Here is a 15163-nt window from a genome sequence, read left to right on the forward strand (position 1 = left end):
GAATTAGCACATGTACTGTGAACATTGTAATAAACCAATCAAAGCGCTTTTGTTAGAAAGTGACTTTGGTGCTGATCCATTATGGTGTGGTCATTGTCGTACCAATTTAGAATTAGAACAACTTCCGTTAGAAGAGGCATTACAAGATGAGTTGACAACATGGATGTGTAAGTTTGGTGAATGGATTGATCTTGAAACAGATTCATTTATTGAAGGTATGGAATATTTAGCGAAAAATCATGATGTGCAAGGTGAAGACTTGGCCCAAAAAGTGGCAGTAGCATTAGCGATACCCGTTACATTTATACCTTATCTTTCAAATTAGCTGTTCGATCAACACCAAAATCAAGCACAACACTACAAAGTACAATACAGGCTCCAATTGCTATATAAAATTCTGTCGTATGCACAATAAATTTAAAGACAACCGACCAGGAATATCCAAGTGTCCTGTAATTTAAATATAAAATTAAATTGCCAATAGAAAGTATCATTAATCCATAGCTCATTAAAAATATAAAAAGACGAAACAAATAAACGGCATCCTTTCTATTTCTTCTTACTTTCTTTTCTATTCGCTAGCCTTAAAAAAAAGACGTCAGCCTTGTAAATTCGGCTGACGTTTTTTAATTATTCCTCAATTTTTTTAAATAATAGACTTGCGTTATGTCCACCAAAACCAAGGGAATTACTCATTGCATATTCGATATTGGCCTCACGAGCTTCATTCGGCACATAATCTAAATCACATTCTGGATCTGGCTCTGTTAAATTAATTGTTGGCGGTAAAATGCCCTCTTTTAATGCAAGTGCTGTAAAAATAGCTTCAACCCCACCAGCTGCACCTAATAAGTGACCTGTCATGGATTTAGTAGAACTCATCGCTAGTTTATAAGCATGTTCACCAAAAGCAGTTTTTACTGCTTGAGTTTCAAATAAATCATTGTATGGCGTACTTGTGCCATGCGCGTTAATATACCCAACTTGTGAAGGGTCTACTCCACCGTCTTCTAATGCTTGAATCATCGCACGCGCTGCCCCTTCACCTTCTGGAGCTGGTGCAGTAATATGATGCGCATCGCCAGTTGAACCGTAACCAAGAACTTCTGCATAAATTTTTGCGCCACGCGCTTTTGCATGTTCGTATTCTTCTAAAATAACAATCCCTGCACCTTCACCAATAATAAAGCCATCACGGTTTTTATCGAATGGACGAGAAGCCGTTTGAGGATCTGTATTTAATGATAATGCTGTATTCGCACAGAAGCCAGCAACTGCCATCGTTACGATTGGTGATTCGGCCCCACCTGAAATCATAACATCTGCATCGCCACGTTCAATAACTTTAAATGCATCACCAATTGAATTCGTCCCTGATGCGCAAGCTGTTACTGAACAAGAATTGATACCTTTAGCTCCAAAGTGAATAGACACTTGACCAGAAGCCATGTCTGGAATCATCATTGGGATAAAGAATGGACTAACACGTCTTGCCCCACGCTCTTGGAACGTTAAAAACTGGTTTTCGTAAGTTTCCATCCCGCCGATACCAGAGCCAATCCATACGCCTGCACGTGGTGCTAACTCTTCATCGATTGTAAGCTGTGCATCTTCCATCGCCATAATAGACGCTGCTAGTGCATAATGCGTGAAACGGTCCATTTTGCGAGCTTCTTTACGTTCAATATACTTTTCAATATCGAAGTCTTTTACTTCAGCAGCGATTTTGGCAGCAAATAGATCTTTATTTAAGCGTGTTAATTCACCAACGCCTGATTTACCAGCCTTGATATTTGCCCATGTTTCTTCGATGCTATTCCCTAGTGGTGTAACAGCGCCAATTCCTGTAATTACTACTCGTCGTTTACTCATTGTCTTACTCCTCTCAAGCAATTTTCTATGTTATTTTCCCCATCTCATTGCAACGGCACCCCATGTTAAGCCACCGCCAAAACCGACAAGTACTAATAAATCATCATCTTTTATTTTACCTGCTTCAAGCTCTTCAACTAAAGAAATACCAATAGAAGCTGCTGATGTATTACCATATTTATGAATCGTTTTAGACATTTTTTCTGCTGGTAATGCTAAACGTTCACGTGCTGATTCCATAATACGAATGTTCGCTTGATGTGGAATTAAAAAATCAACATCCTCTTTTGTTAAACCAGCTTTATCTAATACATTCACTGCTGATTCACCCATTTGACGTACAGCAAACTTAAATACTTCACGACCGTTCATCGCAATTGTTTCCTGCTGTGTTAAATAAAGATGTTTACCGCCTGTGCCGTCTGCGCCAAGCTCAAATGATAAAATCCCTCTACCTTCTGAGACAGGCCCGACAATGGCAGCACTTGCTCCATCACCGAATAAGACTGCCGTATTACGATCTTCCCAATCAATGACTTTTGACAGCTTTTCAACACCTACTACTAAGACATATTTATAAGCGCTTGATTCTACGAATTGTTTTGCTGTCACTAAGCTATATATAAATCCTGCGCAAGCTGCTGCTTGGTCCATCGCTGCTGCATTTACAGCTCCAATTTGCTCTTGAACCATACATGCTACACTTGGAAATGTTTGATCTTGTGTTACAGTTGCTACAAGTATTAATCCTATTTCTTCAGGTGTAATACCTGCTTTTGCAATAGCATCTTTCGCAGCTGCAACTGCTAAATCTGAAGTTTCTTGATTATCTGCAGCGAAATGACGTTCTTCAATTCCTGTACGAGTTCGAATCCATTCATCCGAAGTGTCCATAATTTTTTCTAAGTCAAAATTCGTAACGACCTTTTCAGGAACGTATCTGCCTAAACCTAAAATACCTGCGTTCATATAGCAACCCCTCTGCTTTCTTACTATCAATTATTAGTAACTGGTCATAATTATAACTCATCATGAAGGAATGGTGCAAGGTGAATTAAAATTTAGTATACCATATTGAAGATAGTCGTCCCATCGACGGTAATAGTCCTACTATCGCCGAATGAAGTCTCTTAATCACCGATAAAACTTCTGTTATCGCCATTAGAACTCGCTCCATCGCTGCTTAAACAATTCCGTTCTGTCAACAAGCTAAAATGTTGTGACAATATTGCCATAAATCACCGCTTGGAATGCGTCACTTTTTGATAAAAGGTTCTTTTTTTTTCGGCTTATGTTATGATATGATAATGTATATGTAATAAAAAAGTTCGGTTGAGGTGAAATTAATGCAATATATCGTAACGTTCATATGGTCATTCTTACTAGTTTCTATGTTAAACTACGTAGTAAGTGCTGTAATTGGAGTACCATTTGATTTCCAAACTGGTGCGATCCTTTCAGTTGTATTCTCTGTACTAATTTTTGTTATTGGCGCAATCATTCCAAACGAGCCAACACCAGAAGCTGCAGACCATCATTAATCAAAATCATAAAAAACCTGTCTCGCCTCATGCGAAACAGGTTTTTTTCTATTTATTATTTTTCAACTACACACTGGCCATTTTGCATTTTAATATGCAATGTTTCTCCTGGTAGCACTTCGCCACGCAGTAACTCCTTAGCAACTGCTGTTTCGATATACCGTTGCACAAAGCGTTTTAAAGGACGTGCACCAAACTGTGGATCTGCTCCATGTTCCACAACCCAATCAATTACGTCTTGATCAACATTTAACGTAATTTCCTGCTCAGCTACACGTTTTACAAGCTGCTCAACATATTTCCAAGCAATGGCTGTGAAATGTTCTTCAGATAACGCATGGAACATAATAATATCGTCCATTCGATTTAATAGCTCTGGCTTAAAGTGCTGGCGTAATGCCGCCATAACTAAATCCTCGACTCCAGCATCATCTTCTTGTGCTTCCATTAAATAGCTAGAGCCTATATTGGATGTTAAAATAATTACGGTATTTGTAAAGTTCACCATTCGTCCCTGACTATCTGTAATGCGACCATCATCTAAAATTTGCAATAAAATGTTCGCTACATCAGGATGAGCTTTTTCAATTTCATCAAGTAATACAACAGCATACGGATTACGACGAACGGCTTCCGTTAATTGTCCTCCTTCTTCATAGCCAATGTAGCCTGGAGGTGCACCAACGAGACGAGATACGCTATGTTTCTCCATATACTCACTCATATCAATACGAATAAAATGCTCCTCAGAATCGAACAGCTGGGCAGCAAGTGCCTTAGCGAGCTCTGTTTTACCTACACCCGTTGGCCCTAGGAATAAGAAACTACCAATTGGGCGATGTGGGTCTTTAATGCCTGCTCGTGCACGCCATACTGCTTCTGTAACAAGCTGAACTGCATTATCCTGCCCCACAACACGTTCATGTAATGTATCTTTTAAACGCAGTAATTTTTCACGTTCGCCTTCCACTAACTTCGTGACAGGAATACCAGTCCAACGAGATACAATTGAAGCAATCTCATCAGAAGTAACTTCCTCACGCAAAATACGTGTCTCACTACCTTTTTCTAAATGTTTTTCCATCTCTTGAAGCTCTTTTTCAAGGGCAGGAATTTTCCCATGTCGTAATTCAGCTGCTTTATTTAAATCATATTTACTTTCCGCTTCATCTAAATCACGACGATATTTATCCAGTAATTCACGTTTTTTCTGGATGCCTTGCAATGCTTCTTTCTCTGCTTCCCATTGTTTACGCATGCCTTCGGATGAATCTTTAAGTTTTGTTAACTCTTCTTGTAATTGCTCCAGACGTTTTTTACTAGCTTCATCTTTTTCCTTACGTAATGCTTGTTCTTCAATCTCTAATTGCATTATTCGACGAGTCACCGCATCTAATTCTTGTGGCATTGAATCGATTTCTGTACGGATCATTGCGCATGCCTCATCTATTAAATCAATCGCTTTATCTGGTAAAAAACGCTCTGTAATATAGCGATTTGAAAGCTCAGCAGCCGCTACAATTGCCCGATCATGAATACGAACCGCATGATGCAGTTCAAAGCGTTCTTTTAAGCCACGTAATATAGAAACAGTATCTTCGATAGATGGTTCACGAACAAGCACTTGTTGGAAGCGACGTTCTAAAGCGGGATCTTTTTCAATATACATACGATATTCGTCTAGTGTAGTAGCACCTATACAGTGAAGCTCACCACGTGCAAGCATCGGTTTTAACATATTGCCAGCATCCATTGCTCCATCTGTTTTACCAGCACCAACAATCGTATGGATTTCATCGATAAATAAAATAATGCGCCCTTCAGATTCTTTCACTTCTTTTAATACGCCTTTTAATCGTTCTTCAAATTGACCACGATAACTTGCACCCGCTATTAATGCGCTCATATCAAGCTCGTACAATACACACTCTTTTAATCCTTCTGGAACATCACCTTTTACAATACGTTGTGCTAACCCTTCGACAATGGCTGTTTTACCTACCCCTGGTTCACCGATTAATACTGGGTTATTTTTCGTTTTACGTGTTAAAATTCGAATGACATTGCGAATTTCTTCATCACGTCCAATTACTGGGTCCATTTTGCCGTTTTTTACTTCTTCTACTAAGTTACGACCAAATTGCTCTAATGGTTTTTTATCATCAGTTTGTTGAAATTGCATTGTAGCACTCCTCTTCTCTTTTTATATCTTTACCCTAATTTAATTTCAATTAAAAGTTTGACCTTTTTTGACTAACTTTATTTTACAACAATCGACAAACCGTAGCAAAAAAAAAGCTCAAAAATTTTTTACTGAAAAATGGAAAATTACGTTATAATAGTGGTATGTTTCGTTGTTTTAGTATATCGAAATGATTATCGTCATCCTTTTGTAATACAGGTAATTTCTATTACAAAAAGAAAGAGATGTGTTTGATATATGGTACTAATGGATAATATCCAAGAGAAAATGCATGCACTTTTTCAAAACAATGGTGTTTTTATTAAAGTGAATAAAGATAGTAAAATTTTCTTAGAAGGGGAACGAGCTAAAGAGATTTATTATATTAAAACAGGTGCTATTTCGATTAGCCAGGAAACCGAGAGTGGCAAGGAATTAACAATTCGAATTTGCGGTCCTGATAGTATAATTGGTGAAGGCTCATTATTTTGTAACCTTACTTATTTTTCGATGACAGCTAAAGTTTTAGAAACTTCAACGTTGTATGTTTTAAGTCGTAAATCATTAGAGCATCTATTAGTGGAGCAGCCACATTTAATGGTAGAGTATATGAAATGGTTGCAAACAGAAAATTTAAAATATCAAAGCCGACTACGTGATTTAGTGTTAAATGGTAAAAAAGGTGCTTTATTTTCAACATTAATTCGCCTTTCAAATACTTATGGCAAGCCATTAGAAAATGAGTCCATTTTTATCGATTTTCCATTAACGAATTCAGAAATTGCGAATTTATGTGCTACAAGTAGAGAAATGATTAACCGTATGTTGAATGATCTAAAAAAGCATCACATTCTATCCTTCGAAAAAGGTTATATTACGATTCTTGATTTACAATATTTAAAAAATGAAATTGCCTGTGAAAATTGCCCATTACAAATTTGCCGTATAGACTGATTTATTAACTATAGCGCGTCGTATGTAGGACATTTGCGATTTCATTTTGTCTACTTAACAGTAAAAAATAAATAAAAAATCCCCGCTTACAGTTATGTGCAAGCAGGGATTTTTTATTCATCTCGTTAGAAGGCCAACTTCTAACGGACACCTAATGCCATTTTCGCATAGCGAGACATTTTATCTTTAGACCATGGTGGATTCCATACAATATTTACATTTGTACTTTTCACCTCTGGTAGTTCACTCATAGCTGTATTTACTTGGTCGACAATAACTGGTCCCATTGGACAGCCCATTGACGTTAGTGTCATTGTAACTGTCGCTAACCCCTCGTCATCTAAATCTACATCATATACTAAACCTAAGTTGACGATATCAATTCCAAGCTCAGGGTCGATTACGTTTTCTAATGCACTTAACATGCTGTCTTTCATATCTTGATCCATCTGTATTTCTCCTTTCGTCACAGTGTTAACTTAATCATAGCAGATGCTTCTTATTATGCCAAATGCTGTGCAAGCCAATCAGTTGCCGCTAGCATACCTGTACGTGTTACAGTATGACCAGCATGTTTATCTGCAATAAATTTTAAGTTGCTCGGATTTTCATCGTAGTATGCACGTAATGATAAATAAAAGTCATACGTATCATTAAAAGGAACGGTTTTATCATGCTCACCATGCCAAAAGAATACTGGGCGGCCAGCGAATTGTTCTGGTGTTAAACTGATATCATATTTTGCGAGAAGTTCGTTCGTTTTTTGTACTTCTTGTTCGGACATCGGAAATTTCACACCGCTTTTAGCCATTTGCTGCAATTGATAGGCACCTAATTTAATAAAACCTGGGCCACCCATACATATTGCTGCCGTTTGAATCCAATCATAACGTTTTAAACAACCAGATGTAACGATTGCACCCATCGAAGTGCCAGCCACACCAATTTTATTGTTAGCTAGTAATTGCTTATTCTTTAATTCTTTATATAATTGCTCTACTTCATGAATAGAATTTAAAACGATATCCCAAAAATGTAGATTCATTTGAGTCTCTGTTAATCCTTCACTGCGATCACCATGAAGTTTTGCATCTGGTAATAGGACACGCACCCCTTTATTTACTAACTGGTATGCATAATGTAAGTTATGTTCTTTTGCGCTCATAAAGCCGTGTAAGAAAATTACTACGGGGGTATTTTCATTCATATTATCTGTCGATATATGTAACAAAGGAATTTGTCCCCAAATTTCATTCTTTACTAACATTCTTGTCACTCCCAACTTTTGTCTAACCTTTTTTATGTTAGCAAACTTTTTTCAATGTGACAAAATTTTGACGTATGGATTACAAAGAGATACTATTCAAACATATAGGAAAGGGGCAACATGCAATGAAACCGCATTTAATCGTTTTGGATTTAGACGGTACGTTATTGACGGACCAACAACAAATTTCTTTAAAAACTAAAAAAACATTATTGCAGGCTAAGGAACAAGGGCATCAAGTGATGATTGCCACAGGTCGTCCTTACCGTGCAAGTGACATTTACTATCATGAGCTTGGTTTAACAACACCTATTGTTAATTTTAATGGTGCTTATGTCCACCATCCTAAAAATGCTGCTTGGCAAACAATGCATACACCGATTGACTTGAACGTTGTACGAGAGGTTGTCGATTCGGTAAATAGCTATGAATATGAAAATATTATCGCTGAAGTAAAAGATGACATATATGTGCATACAGAGGATGATCGGATACTAAACATTTTTAACATGGGTAATCCCAAAATTACGCTCGGTGATATTTCGACAAATCTATTAGTTAATCCAACGAGTCTACTAATTCAAGCTAACGAAACTAACTCAATGATTATACGTGACCATTTACAAGAAGTTCATGCGGAAGTGATTGAGCATCGTCGTTGGGGTGCTCCGCTTCACATTATTGAAATTGTGCGTCGTGGCTTAAATAAAGCTGTCGGAATTTCACATGTAGCTAAAGATTTAGGTATTCCGCGTGAGCGTATTATCGCCTTTGGTGATGAGGACAATGATCTAGAAATGATTGATTATGCTGGTATCGGCGTCGCTATGGGGAATGGAATCGCTAGCTTAAAAAACATTGCCAATGAAATTACAACGACGAATAACGATGATGGCATTGCTAAAATACTGATTGAGCGCTTAAAATTATCATAGATAAGTAGCTATTGCCATTTTTTCAGCCATTTAAAATTTGGACGAAGTATAGAATTACTAATAAATATAATTTTTTAGGAGGTTAAGATGATGAAAATTTATACTGATAGTGGATGTGACTTACCGAAATCTTACTACGAAGAGAATGATGTCATTCTACTTCCACTACGAGTACAAGTAAATAACAACGAATATGATGATGTCCTATCGATTGATTCTAAAGAAGTTTACGACGCTATCCGACAAGGCGCACATCCAAAAACTTCACAAGTTTCACCAGAACTTTTTTTAAAGCATTTTGAAGACCTTGCAAAAAGCGGAGAGCAAGGCATTTATATCGCCTTTTCATCTGAATTGTCAGGCACGTATAGTACAGCTGTAATGATTCGCAACCAAGTAATCGAGCAATATCCTACGTTAAAGCTAGCAATTATCGATTCTAAATGTGCCTCATTAGGTCATGGCTTAATCGTTCAAGAAGCCGTTCAACTACGTAAAACTGATACACCGCTTGAGGAAATTGAAACAAAAGTCTCCTCACTCGCTTCACAGATGGAACATCTTTTTACAGTGGAAGATTTAGACTACCTTGCGAAAGGCGGTCGTGTTTCGAAAGCAAGTGCATTTCTTGGTGGGCTCCTTAGCATTAAGCCAATTTTAAATGTTGAGGATGGCAAACTTGTACCGATTGAAAAATCACGTGGTCGTAAAAAAGCGATTGCACGTATGTTAGATATTATGCAAGAACGCGGTGGTGATTTTTCTGACAAAATTGTTGGCATTAGTCACAGTGATGACGAGGCCTTCGCGAACGACGTAAAGGCATCGATACAGGAAAAATTCGCTCCAAAAGAAGTTCAAATAACAATGATTGGTTCAGTTATTGGTTCTCATGTTGGACCAGGTACGATTGCTATTTTCTTTACGAATAAGAGCTACCAAGCATAGCATAATGAGAACAGGACACAAGAGAAAAAGTGTTAGATTGATTGCAATCAATCTAACACTTTTTTACTATGCCGTTGATGTCCGCTACGGCGGTTGCTTTCCGCGGGCACCCCATAAGCCGCAACCCTCGCTAACGCGCGGATTGTTGCGTCTTACGTTGCGTGCGTTCCCGCAGGAGTCACCGCCTTCGCTACCATCAACTAATGTTCTCTTCTAAATTTTATCTACTGTAAAAGAATTTACTAACAGCTTTGTTCCTCTTTTAAAGTTTTGTCCCAGCCTCTTGGCTAATTTTGCTTTGCAGCGTCTTGTTCTTGACGACGTTTTTTACCTCGTTTAATAATAACAATGACAAAGCCAATAAATACAACATAGACTAATCCAAGCGCAGCCATGTAAGGAATGTTTAGTCCTTCATCGTCTTTTACTTGATAGATTTCTACAATTTCACGGTCTAAAATGACTGGGTACACATCTTTTTCATTTATACGTACCTTTTCTTCTTGTAAAATACCGTTTAGCATTTTGCCTTCACCAATTTGCTCTGGTGTTAAATCGACACGTTGTGTTTTCCCCGTATTGTTCACCATAATAATCCATTGCTCTTCCTCAGATTTTCGTGTAAATACAAGTAAACCATTGTCATTTGTAATGACTTCAAAATCACCTTTACGTAATGTCGCTGATTGATTACGTAAAGATTGTACGTTTTTAATATAATCAATTAACTCTTCATCTGTTTTAAAATTGTATAACTGATGTGTGTCAGGCTTCTCTTCCCCGTTCATGGCGATTTCTGTACCGTACTGAACTACAGGAATACCAGGCATCATAAATAATGCACCCAATGCCATTTTTAATCGTGTTGGTGGGAACATGTTTTCAGATGCCGAATCGAATGTAAAACGATGCGTTTGCAGTGAATCAATCATAATTTGTGTTGGTTTCTCACTAGCAAAAGGCTCCATTAACTTTGATGAGTCCTGATCAACATTTTTAAAAATATTACGGAAAATTTCAGCCGTTGCTGGCGAGAAGCTTGCATCAAAATTTGCATCACTTTCTTCATTTGTAATAACGTATAACGAATTTTTGGTATCTTTTAATGCTGTAATCATTTCATTGAGAAAATCAGAATCAGCATCCGCAATATTCGTTAAACGTATGCCCCCAACATCATATGTAGAAACAAATGTTGTCGCAGATTCAATTAAAGCAGCTTGTACATCTTTATTAGTTAAATCCCATTGAATATGGCCATTATCTGTAGAGACAATCCAATTTTGTTTTGTAGTGTCCTGTGCCCATTCATGATTAGGGCTCACATTATTTAAAGGAAAGTCTACCATCATCGACATATTTTTTTCTTTATAAGCCTTCACGACATTTTGGAATTCTTCTTCTGTTCCAAAATGCTCTTCGATTTTACTATAGCTTGTTGGCATAGAGCCATCGTATATTTCAGTATCGAAAATTGTTCCGATAGATACAATTGTATAGCCCATTTCGCCAATAAATTTTAGTTTATCTTGTAGACCTGTAAAGTCACCACCTGCAAATTTCGTTGGGTCTTTCGTATTTGTATCAAAATCGTTGGTACCCGAACCATTAAAGAAACGGTCAACGAGTAAATCAAAAATGCTTTCTTCTGCAATCGTTCTAGTTTGAACTTCATCCGCATGAGCTGGTGTTGCACCTATTAATGAAGTTGCCAGTAAAAGCGATGCGGCTGTTGCGCCTATCCACTTCTTAAATTTCACTTTTATTCCCTCTCTTTCAAAGCAATCCAACGTCATTTTACCAAATAAAACAACTACGTAGCTATCATTTCAAAATATTTTCGTGAAATGCAAAATGAATTACGACAAAAAGGTGTCAAATTAAGTCAACTTCAAAAATAAAAGGCATCGACAAGAGAGAAAAAGGAGGAATTAATCTTGCATCGTCGTTGTTGTTCGCTACAGCGGTGCTTTCCGCGGGCACACACGTAAGCCGCAACCGTCGCTGTCGCGCCGCATGTTGCGTCTTACGCTGCGTGCGTTCCCCCAGGAGTCACCGCCTCCGCTACCATCAACTTGTGCTCTCTGCTAAGTTTTATTTTTGCAAGGAAAGTATAACTAATGTCATTCGGTTTTTCTTTCAAAAATGAGATGGCCTCGTCTCTTTTGGCATGGTCGTTGTTGTTCGCTACAGCGGTGCTTTCCGCGGGCACACACGTAAGCCGCAACCTTCGCTGGCGCGCCGCCTATTGCGTCTTACGCTGCGTGCATTCCCACAGGAGTCACCGCCTCCGCTACCATCAACTTGTGCTCTCTGCTAAGTTTTATTTTTGCAAGGAAAGTAAACTTATTCCATTCGGTTTATTTACAAAAATGAGATGGCCTCTCCTCTTTTGCATCGTCGTGAATGTTCGCTACAGCGGTGCTTTCCGCGGGCACACACGTAAGTCGCAACCGTCGCTGTCGCGCCGCCTGTTGCGTCTTACGTTTTGTTCGTTCCCACAGGAGTCACCGCCTCTGCTATCATCAACTTGTACTATCTGCTAAGTTCTATTTTTGCAAGGAAAATTGTTTGGGTGACAGGCACTTAAAAAGCTGGGCACTAAAAAAGCCGTGAAGCAAAACTTCACGGCTTTTAAATCATTATGCTAAGAAATTTTGTCCCATTGGTAATTTGAACCCTAAGAACAGTGTAATTAGTAAAAACACTACAAATAAAATCCAGAACATTGTTGTTGGCTTGTTTTTCTTTTGACGGACTAATACCATTTCCATCATGCCAATAACTAAAATACCGCCAATAAATTTAAAGCCATAAAGCATTCCTTGACCGTAGTCCATTCCTTTAATAAATAATGCTCCACCTGTAATGATAATTAAAATGTAAAATAAACGTAATACCATATGTAAGCCTTTAGACTGCTTACCACTAAGTGCTGCGATTAAAAAGATAACGATACCAACTACCCAAGTTGTAATGTGTAAATGCGTTTGGTTAGTTAAAAAATCCATGTTTGTCCCACCTCATTTTTTTTCTATCAAACTATATCCTATCATGTGGTGGAAATGGTTTCAAATATTACAAATTGTGTTCACGAAATTGAATTAATTACGGCTGGATGGTGACGAATCTACTCTAAATTTATTGCTTTTTTGACATTTATCCCTACCATCTAAATAATAAAAGATTCCACTAATAAAAAATCCGCGGAGCATACACTCACGCGGACTAAACATATTATTCGAAATGATTGACTAACGTACCAATACCTTGAATAGATACTTTCACTGTATCACCCGCTTTTAAAAATTGCGGTGGATTCATGCCTTTCCCTACGCCTGCTGGTGTACCAGTTAAAATGACATCACCAGGCTCTAATGTTACGTGTTGCGATAAAATCGACACAAGGGATTCGACAGTGAACATCATATCTTTTGTTGTACCATTTTGGCGTACTTCATCATTCACTTTTGTTACGACTGTTAAGTCTTGTGGATTTGGAATTTCATCTTTTGTCACAAGGTATGGTCCTAATGGGCAAGTGCCTTCAAGACTTTTTCCTAAGAAAAACTGCTTATGTTTATCTTGCAAGTCACGCGCTGTAATATCATTCGCAATTGTGTAGCCAAATACATAATCAAAGGCTAAATTTTTCGGAATGTTTTTCCCACGTTTACCGATGACAACCGCAAGTTCACCTTCATAATCCATTTTTGAAGAAAGATCAGCATGAATAGATAATGTTTGGCCGTCTGCAGCAATTGCTGTAGGAGACTTCGTAAATACCATTAAATCGATTGGTGCTGCTTCTGCACCCATTTCCTTTGCATGCTCATCATAGTTTTTACCGATACACATAATATTTTTAGGCGTACGTGGAATTGGTGATAACCATTCAATCACTGTAAATTCACGCTTGAAGCTATTCGCACGATCAGATTTTTCTGCTGCCTCTACTAATTTACGAATCTGTTCAACAAAATCGAAGCCTAATGCAATGCCATCGACAATTGAACTTGAAAAAGAAGGGAGAACTTGAAGTTCGTTTTGAATAGCGAGTACATCCCATACCGCTTCTTCTTTTTTTACTTTTGGTCCAAAGCTTACATGTCCACCTAATTTAAATGATAAAATTTTCATGATTTTAAGAGCTCCTTCTTTTTTCTACATGATACAACAATATGATATAAATTACCTTACTTTTACGATAACAATTTTTAATGTTGCTAATTCTCTATCAATTAAGTGTATTACGAGCAATTTTTTAGCTTGACTCAGTCTTCGCTTTATATGTTAATTTGCGCCATAAAGCCTCGAAAGGACCTTGCTTCCACTTCGTTAGCCAAATTTCTGCCAAAATCATTTGTGCCACAATAATACCAAGAGCAATTAACACACCAGTAGCAACACTAACTTTCCCATACCAGCCTAATCCATATTGATAAAATATACATGTTCCGATAATGGATTGAAGTATGTACATCGTTAACGACATGCGTCCGATTTTCGCAAAGGGACTAAGTAATTTTGGGACAACGGGCAATAAACATAGTAAGACAATAAGCCCTATATAGCCGATTGATAATATTGGACCACCTATATAGACCTTTATATAATCGAGTAAATACGTACGAGAATATAAGATTGGGGTACTTTTCAGAAAAATACCTGCTGCGAGACCTACAATTGTTAATGCCAGCCACAACCATTTCAGCTCTTTCGCTCGCTCAACTAAATGCCATTTGGAAGCAGCAGCACCCATTAGCATAAATGGTAATACCATAAACAATGACGCAATCCACATTCCGATACCAGCCTGAACAGATAGGTCTGATAAACGTTGTAAAAAGGCATCCACCCAACTGCCTGTGCCATAAGCCGTGATTGCTTTTTCGACATCGGTAATATTTAAATACGTATCAACCTCCGTATTAAAGCTAATATACCCTACTACAAACAACATAAAAACATGCATAAGTCCATTAATAATAATTCCAGTCAATAAAAGCCAAATTGGCTGTAAACGTAGTAGTAACAATAAAAAAACACCACAAAATGCATACATCATTAAAATATCTCCCCACCAAATGAGGACCGCATGCGCCAAACCAAACATAAACAATACACTCAGCCTTCGAAGACCTGTTCCATAAAAGTTTTGCTCACGACTTTGGGCTTTTTGCCATTGCATCGCTAACCCATAGCCAAATAACATAGAAAATAACGGGTAAAAACTGCTTTGCACATAAATATCTAAATTTTGCTGCCAAACAATATCAGACGGTGTCGTAAACCATGACCCTAAATCGATGTGTGGCATTGGCAAATAAAAAGCATACATATTCACGAGCAAAATACCTAATAAACTCATTCCACGTAAAATATCTAATGTTGCAATACGCTCCTGCAACATCGTCGGTTTTAAATTCACAAAATAGCCTCCTCTTCTTTCCTATCACGTACA

Annotated in this window: 16 protein-coding genes; 5 read left to right on the forward strand and 11 right to left on the reverse strand. The window is 37.8% G+C overall.

Annotation, left to right across the window (positions count from 1 at the left end):
- Window positions 1–10: 10 nt before the first annotated feature.
- Window positions 11–325, forward strand: coding sequence for an immunity protein CdiI family protein (locus tag JNUCC52_RS10100; RefSeq protein ID WP_337982011.1), 315 nt, complete (start codon window positions 11–13; stop codon window positions 323–325).
- Here JNUCC52_RS10100 and JNUCC52_RS10105 read toward each other — a convergent pair.
- The 3 genes from JNUCC52_RS10105 to JNUCC52_RS10115 all read right to left on the reverse strand — a co-directional run bounded on the left by JNUCC52_RS10105 (window position 303) and on the right by JNUCC52_RS10115 (window position 2841).
- The gene (locus tag JNUCC52_RS10105; RefSeq protein WP_337982012.1) at window positions 303–533 is read right to left on the reverse strand and encodes a YuzI family membrane protein; all 231 of its coding nucleotides are present in this window, start codon (window positions 531–533) and stop codon (window positions 303–305) included. The two genes, JNUCC52_RS10100 and JNUCC52_RS10105, sit on opposite strands and share 23 nt — an antisense overlap.
- 97 nt (window positions 534–630) lie before the next feature.
- A complete protein-coding gene (gene fabF, locus JNUCC52_RS10110; RefSeq protein WP_173478086.1) occupies window positions 631–1872 on the reverse strand; it encodes a beta-ketoacyl-ACP synthase II in 1242 nt (413 codons plus the stop codon).
- Between the two features lie 30 nt (window positions 1873–1902).
- On the reverse strand, window positions 1903–2841 hold the full coding sequence (locus tag JNUCC52_RS10115) for a beta-ketoacyl-ACP synthase III (protein ID WP_173478087.1): 939 nt from the start codon (window positions 2839–2841) through the stop codon (window positions 1903–1905).
- Between the two features lie 377 nt (window positions 2842–3218).
- Between JNUCC52_RS10115 and JNUCC52_RS10120 the strand changes: the two genes are divergently transcribed.
- Window positions 3219–3413, forward strand: coding sequence for a YjzD family protein (locus JNUCC52_RS10120; RefSeq protein WP_024362521.1), 195 nt, complete (start codon window positions 3219–3221; stop codon window positions 3411–3413).
- Window positions 3414–3468: 55 nt separating this feature from the next.
- On the opposite strand, the gene JNUCC52_RS10125 is transcribed toward JNUCC52_RS10120, so the two are convergent.
- Window positions 3469–5595, reverse strand: coding sequence for an ATP-dependent Clp protease ATP-binding subunit (locus JNUCC52_RS10125; RefSeq protein WP_173478088.1), 2127 nt, complete (start codon window positions 5593–5595; stop codon window positions 3469–3471).
- A gap of 258 nt (window positions 5596–5853) precedes the next feature.
- On the opposite strand from JNUCC52_RS10125, the gene JNUCC52_RS10130 reads away from it, so the two are divergent.
- Entirely contained in the window at window positions 5854–6549 is a 696-nt protein-coding gene (locus tag JNUCC52_RS10130; protein WP_228134372.1) for a Crp/Fnr family transcriptional regulator, read from the forward strand.
- Between the two features lie 140 nt (window positions 6550–6689).
- On the opposite strand, the gene JNUCC52_RS10135 is transcribed toward JNUCC52_RS10130, so the two are convergent.
- Together JNUCC52_RS10135 and JNUCC52_RS10140 are read right to left on the reverse strand one after the other, a co-directional pair.
- Window positions 6690–6998, reverse strand: a complete 309-nt coding sequence (locus JNUCC52_RS10135; protein ID WP_173478090.1) for a metal-sulfur cluster assembly factor — start codon at window positions 6996–6998, stop codon at window positions 6690–6692.
- Between the two features lie 53 nt (window positions 6999–7051).
- Window positions 7052–7816: a serine aminopeptidase domain-containing protein gene (locus JNUCC52_RS10140; protein WP_173478091.1), complete on the reverse strand. Its 765-nt coding sequence runs from the start codon at window positions 7814–7816 to the stop codon at window positions 7052–7054.
- 125 nt (window positions 7817–7941) lie between these two features.
- Between JNUCC52_RS10140 and JNUCC52_RS10145 the strand changes: the two genes are divergently transcribed.
- Both JNUCC52_RS10145 and JNUCC52_RS10150 read left to right on the forward strand, forming a co-directional pair.
- The gene (locus JNUCC52_RS10145; RefSeq protein ID WP_173478092.1) at window positions 7942–8751 is read left to right on the forward strand and encodes a Cof-type HAD-IIB family hydrolase; all 810 of its coding nucleotides are present in this window, start codon (window positions 7942–7944) and stop codon (window positions 8749–8751) included.
- A 90-nt stretch (window positions 8752–8841) separates the two neighbouring features.
- On the forward strand, window positions 8842–9699 hold the full coding sequence (locus JNUCC52_RS10150; protein ID WP_337982213.1) for a DegV family protein: 858 nt from the start codon (window positions 8842–8844) through the stop codon (window positions 9697–9699).
- A 287-nt stretch (window positions 9700–9986) separates the two neighbouring features.
- Here the strand turns inward: JNUCC52_RS10150 and JNUCC52_RS10155 are convergent, their stop codons facing one another.
- From JNUCC52_RS10155 to JNUCC52_RS10170, 5 genes are all read right to left on the reverse strand, one after another.
- A complete protein-coding gene (locus JNUCC52_RS10155; protein ID WP_337982013.1) occupies window positions 9987–11459 on the reverse strand; it encodes an alpha-amylase family glycosyl hydrolase in 1473 nt (490 codons plus the stop codon).
- 131 nt (window positions 11460–11590) lie between these two features.
- On the reverse strand, window positions 11591–11686 hold the full coding sequence (locus tag JNUCC52_RS23190) for a helix-loop-helix domain-containing protein (RefSeq protein ID WP_443136914.1): 96 nt from the start codon (window positions 11684–11686) through the stop codon (window positions 11591–11593).
- Window positions 11687–12341: 655 nt separating this feature from the next.
- The gene (locus JNUCC52_RS10160) at window positions 12342–12710 is read right to left on the reverse strand and encodes a YisL family protein (protein ID WP_173478095.1); all 369 of its coding nucleotides are present in this window, start codon (window positions 12708–12710) and stop codon (window positions 12342–12344) included.
- A 226-nt stretch (window positions 12711–12936) separates the two neighbouring features.
- Window positions 12937–13839 carry a fumarylacetoacetate hydrolase family protein gene (locus tag JNUCC52_RS10165; protein WP_173478096.1) on the reverse strand — a complete coding sequence of 301 codons (903 nt, stop codon included), beginning with the start codon at window positions 13837–13839 and terminating at the stop codon, window positions 12937–12939.
- Window positions 13840–13963: 124 nt separating this feature from the next.
- Window positions 13964–15130: a DUF418 domain-containing protein gene (locus JNUCC52_RS10170; protein ID WP_337982014.1), complete on the reverse strand. Its 1167-nt coding sequence runs from the start codon at window positions 15128–15130 to the stop codon at window positions 13964–13966.
- Between the last annotated feature and the right edge of the window lie 33 nt (window positions 15131–15163).

This window comes from Lysinibacillus sp. JNUCC-52 (genome assembly GCF_015999545.1).
In the GTDB taxonomy this organism is placed as follows: Bacteria; Bacillota; Bacilli; order Bacillales_A; family Planococcaceae; genus Lysinibacillus.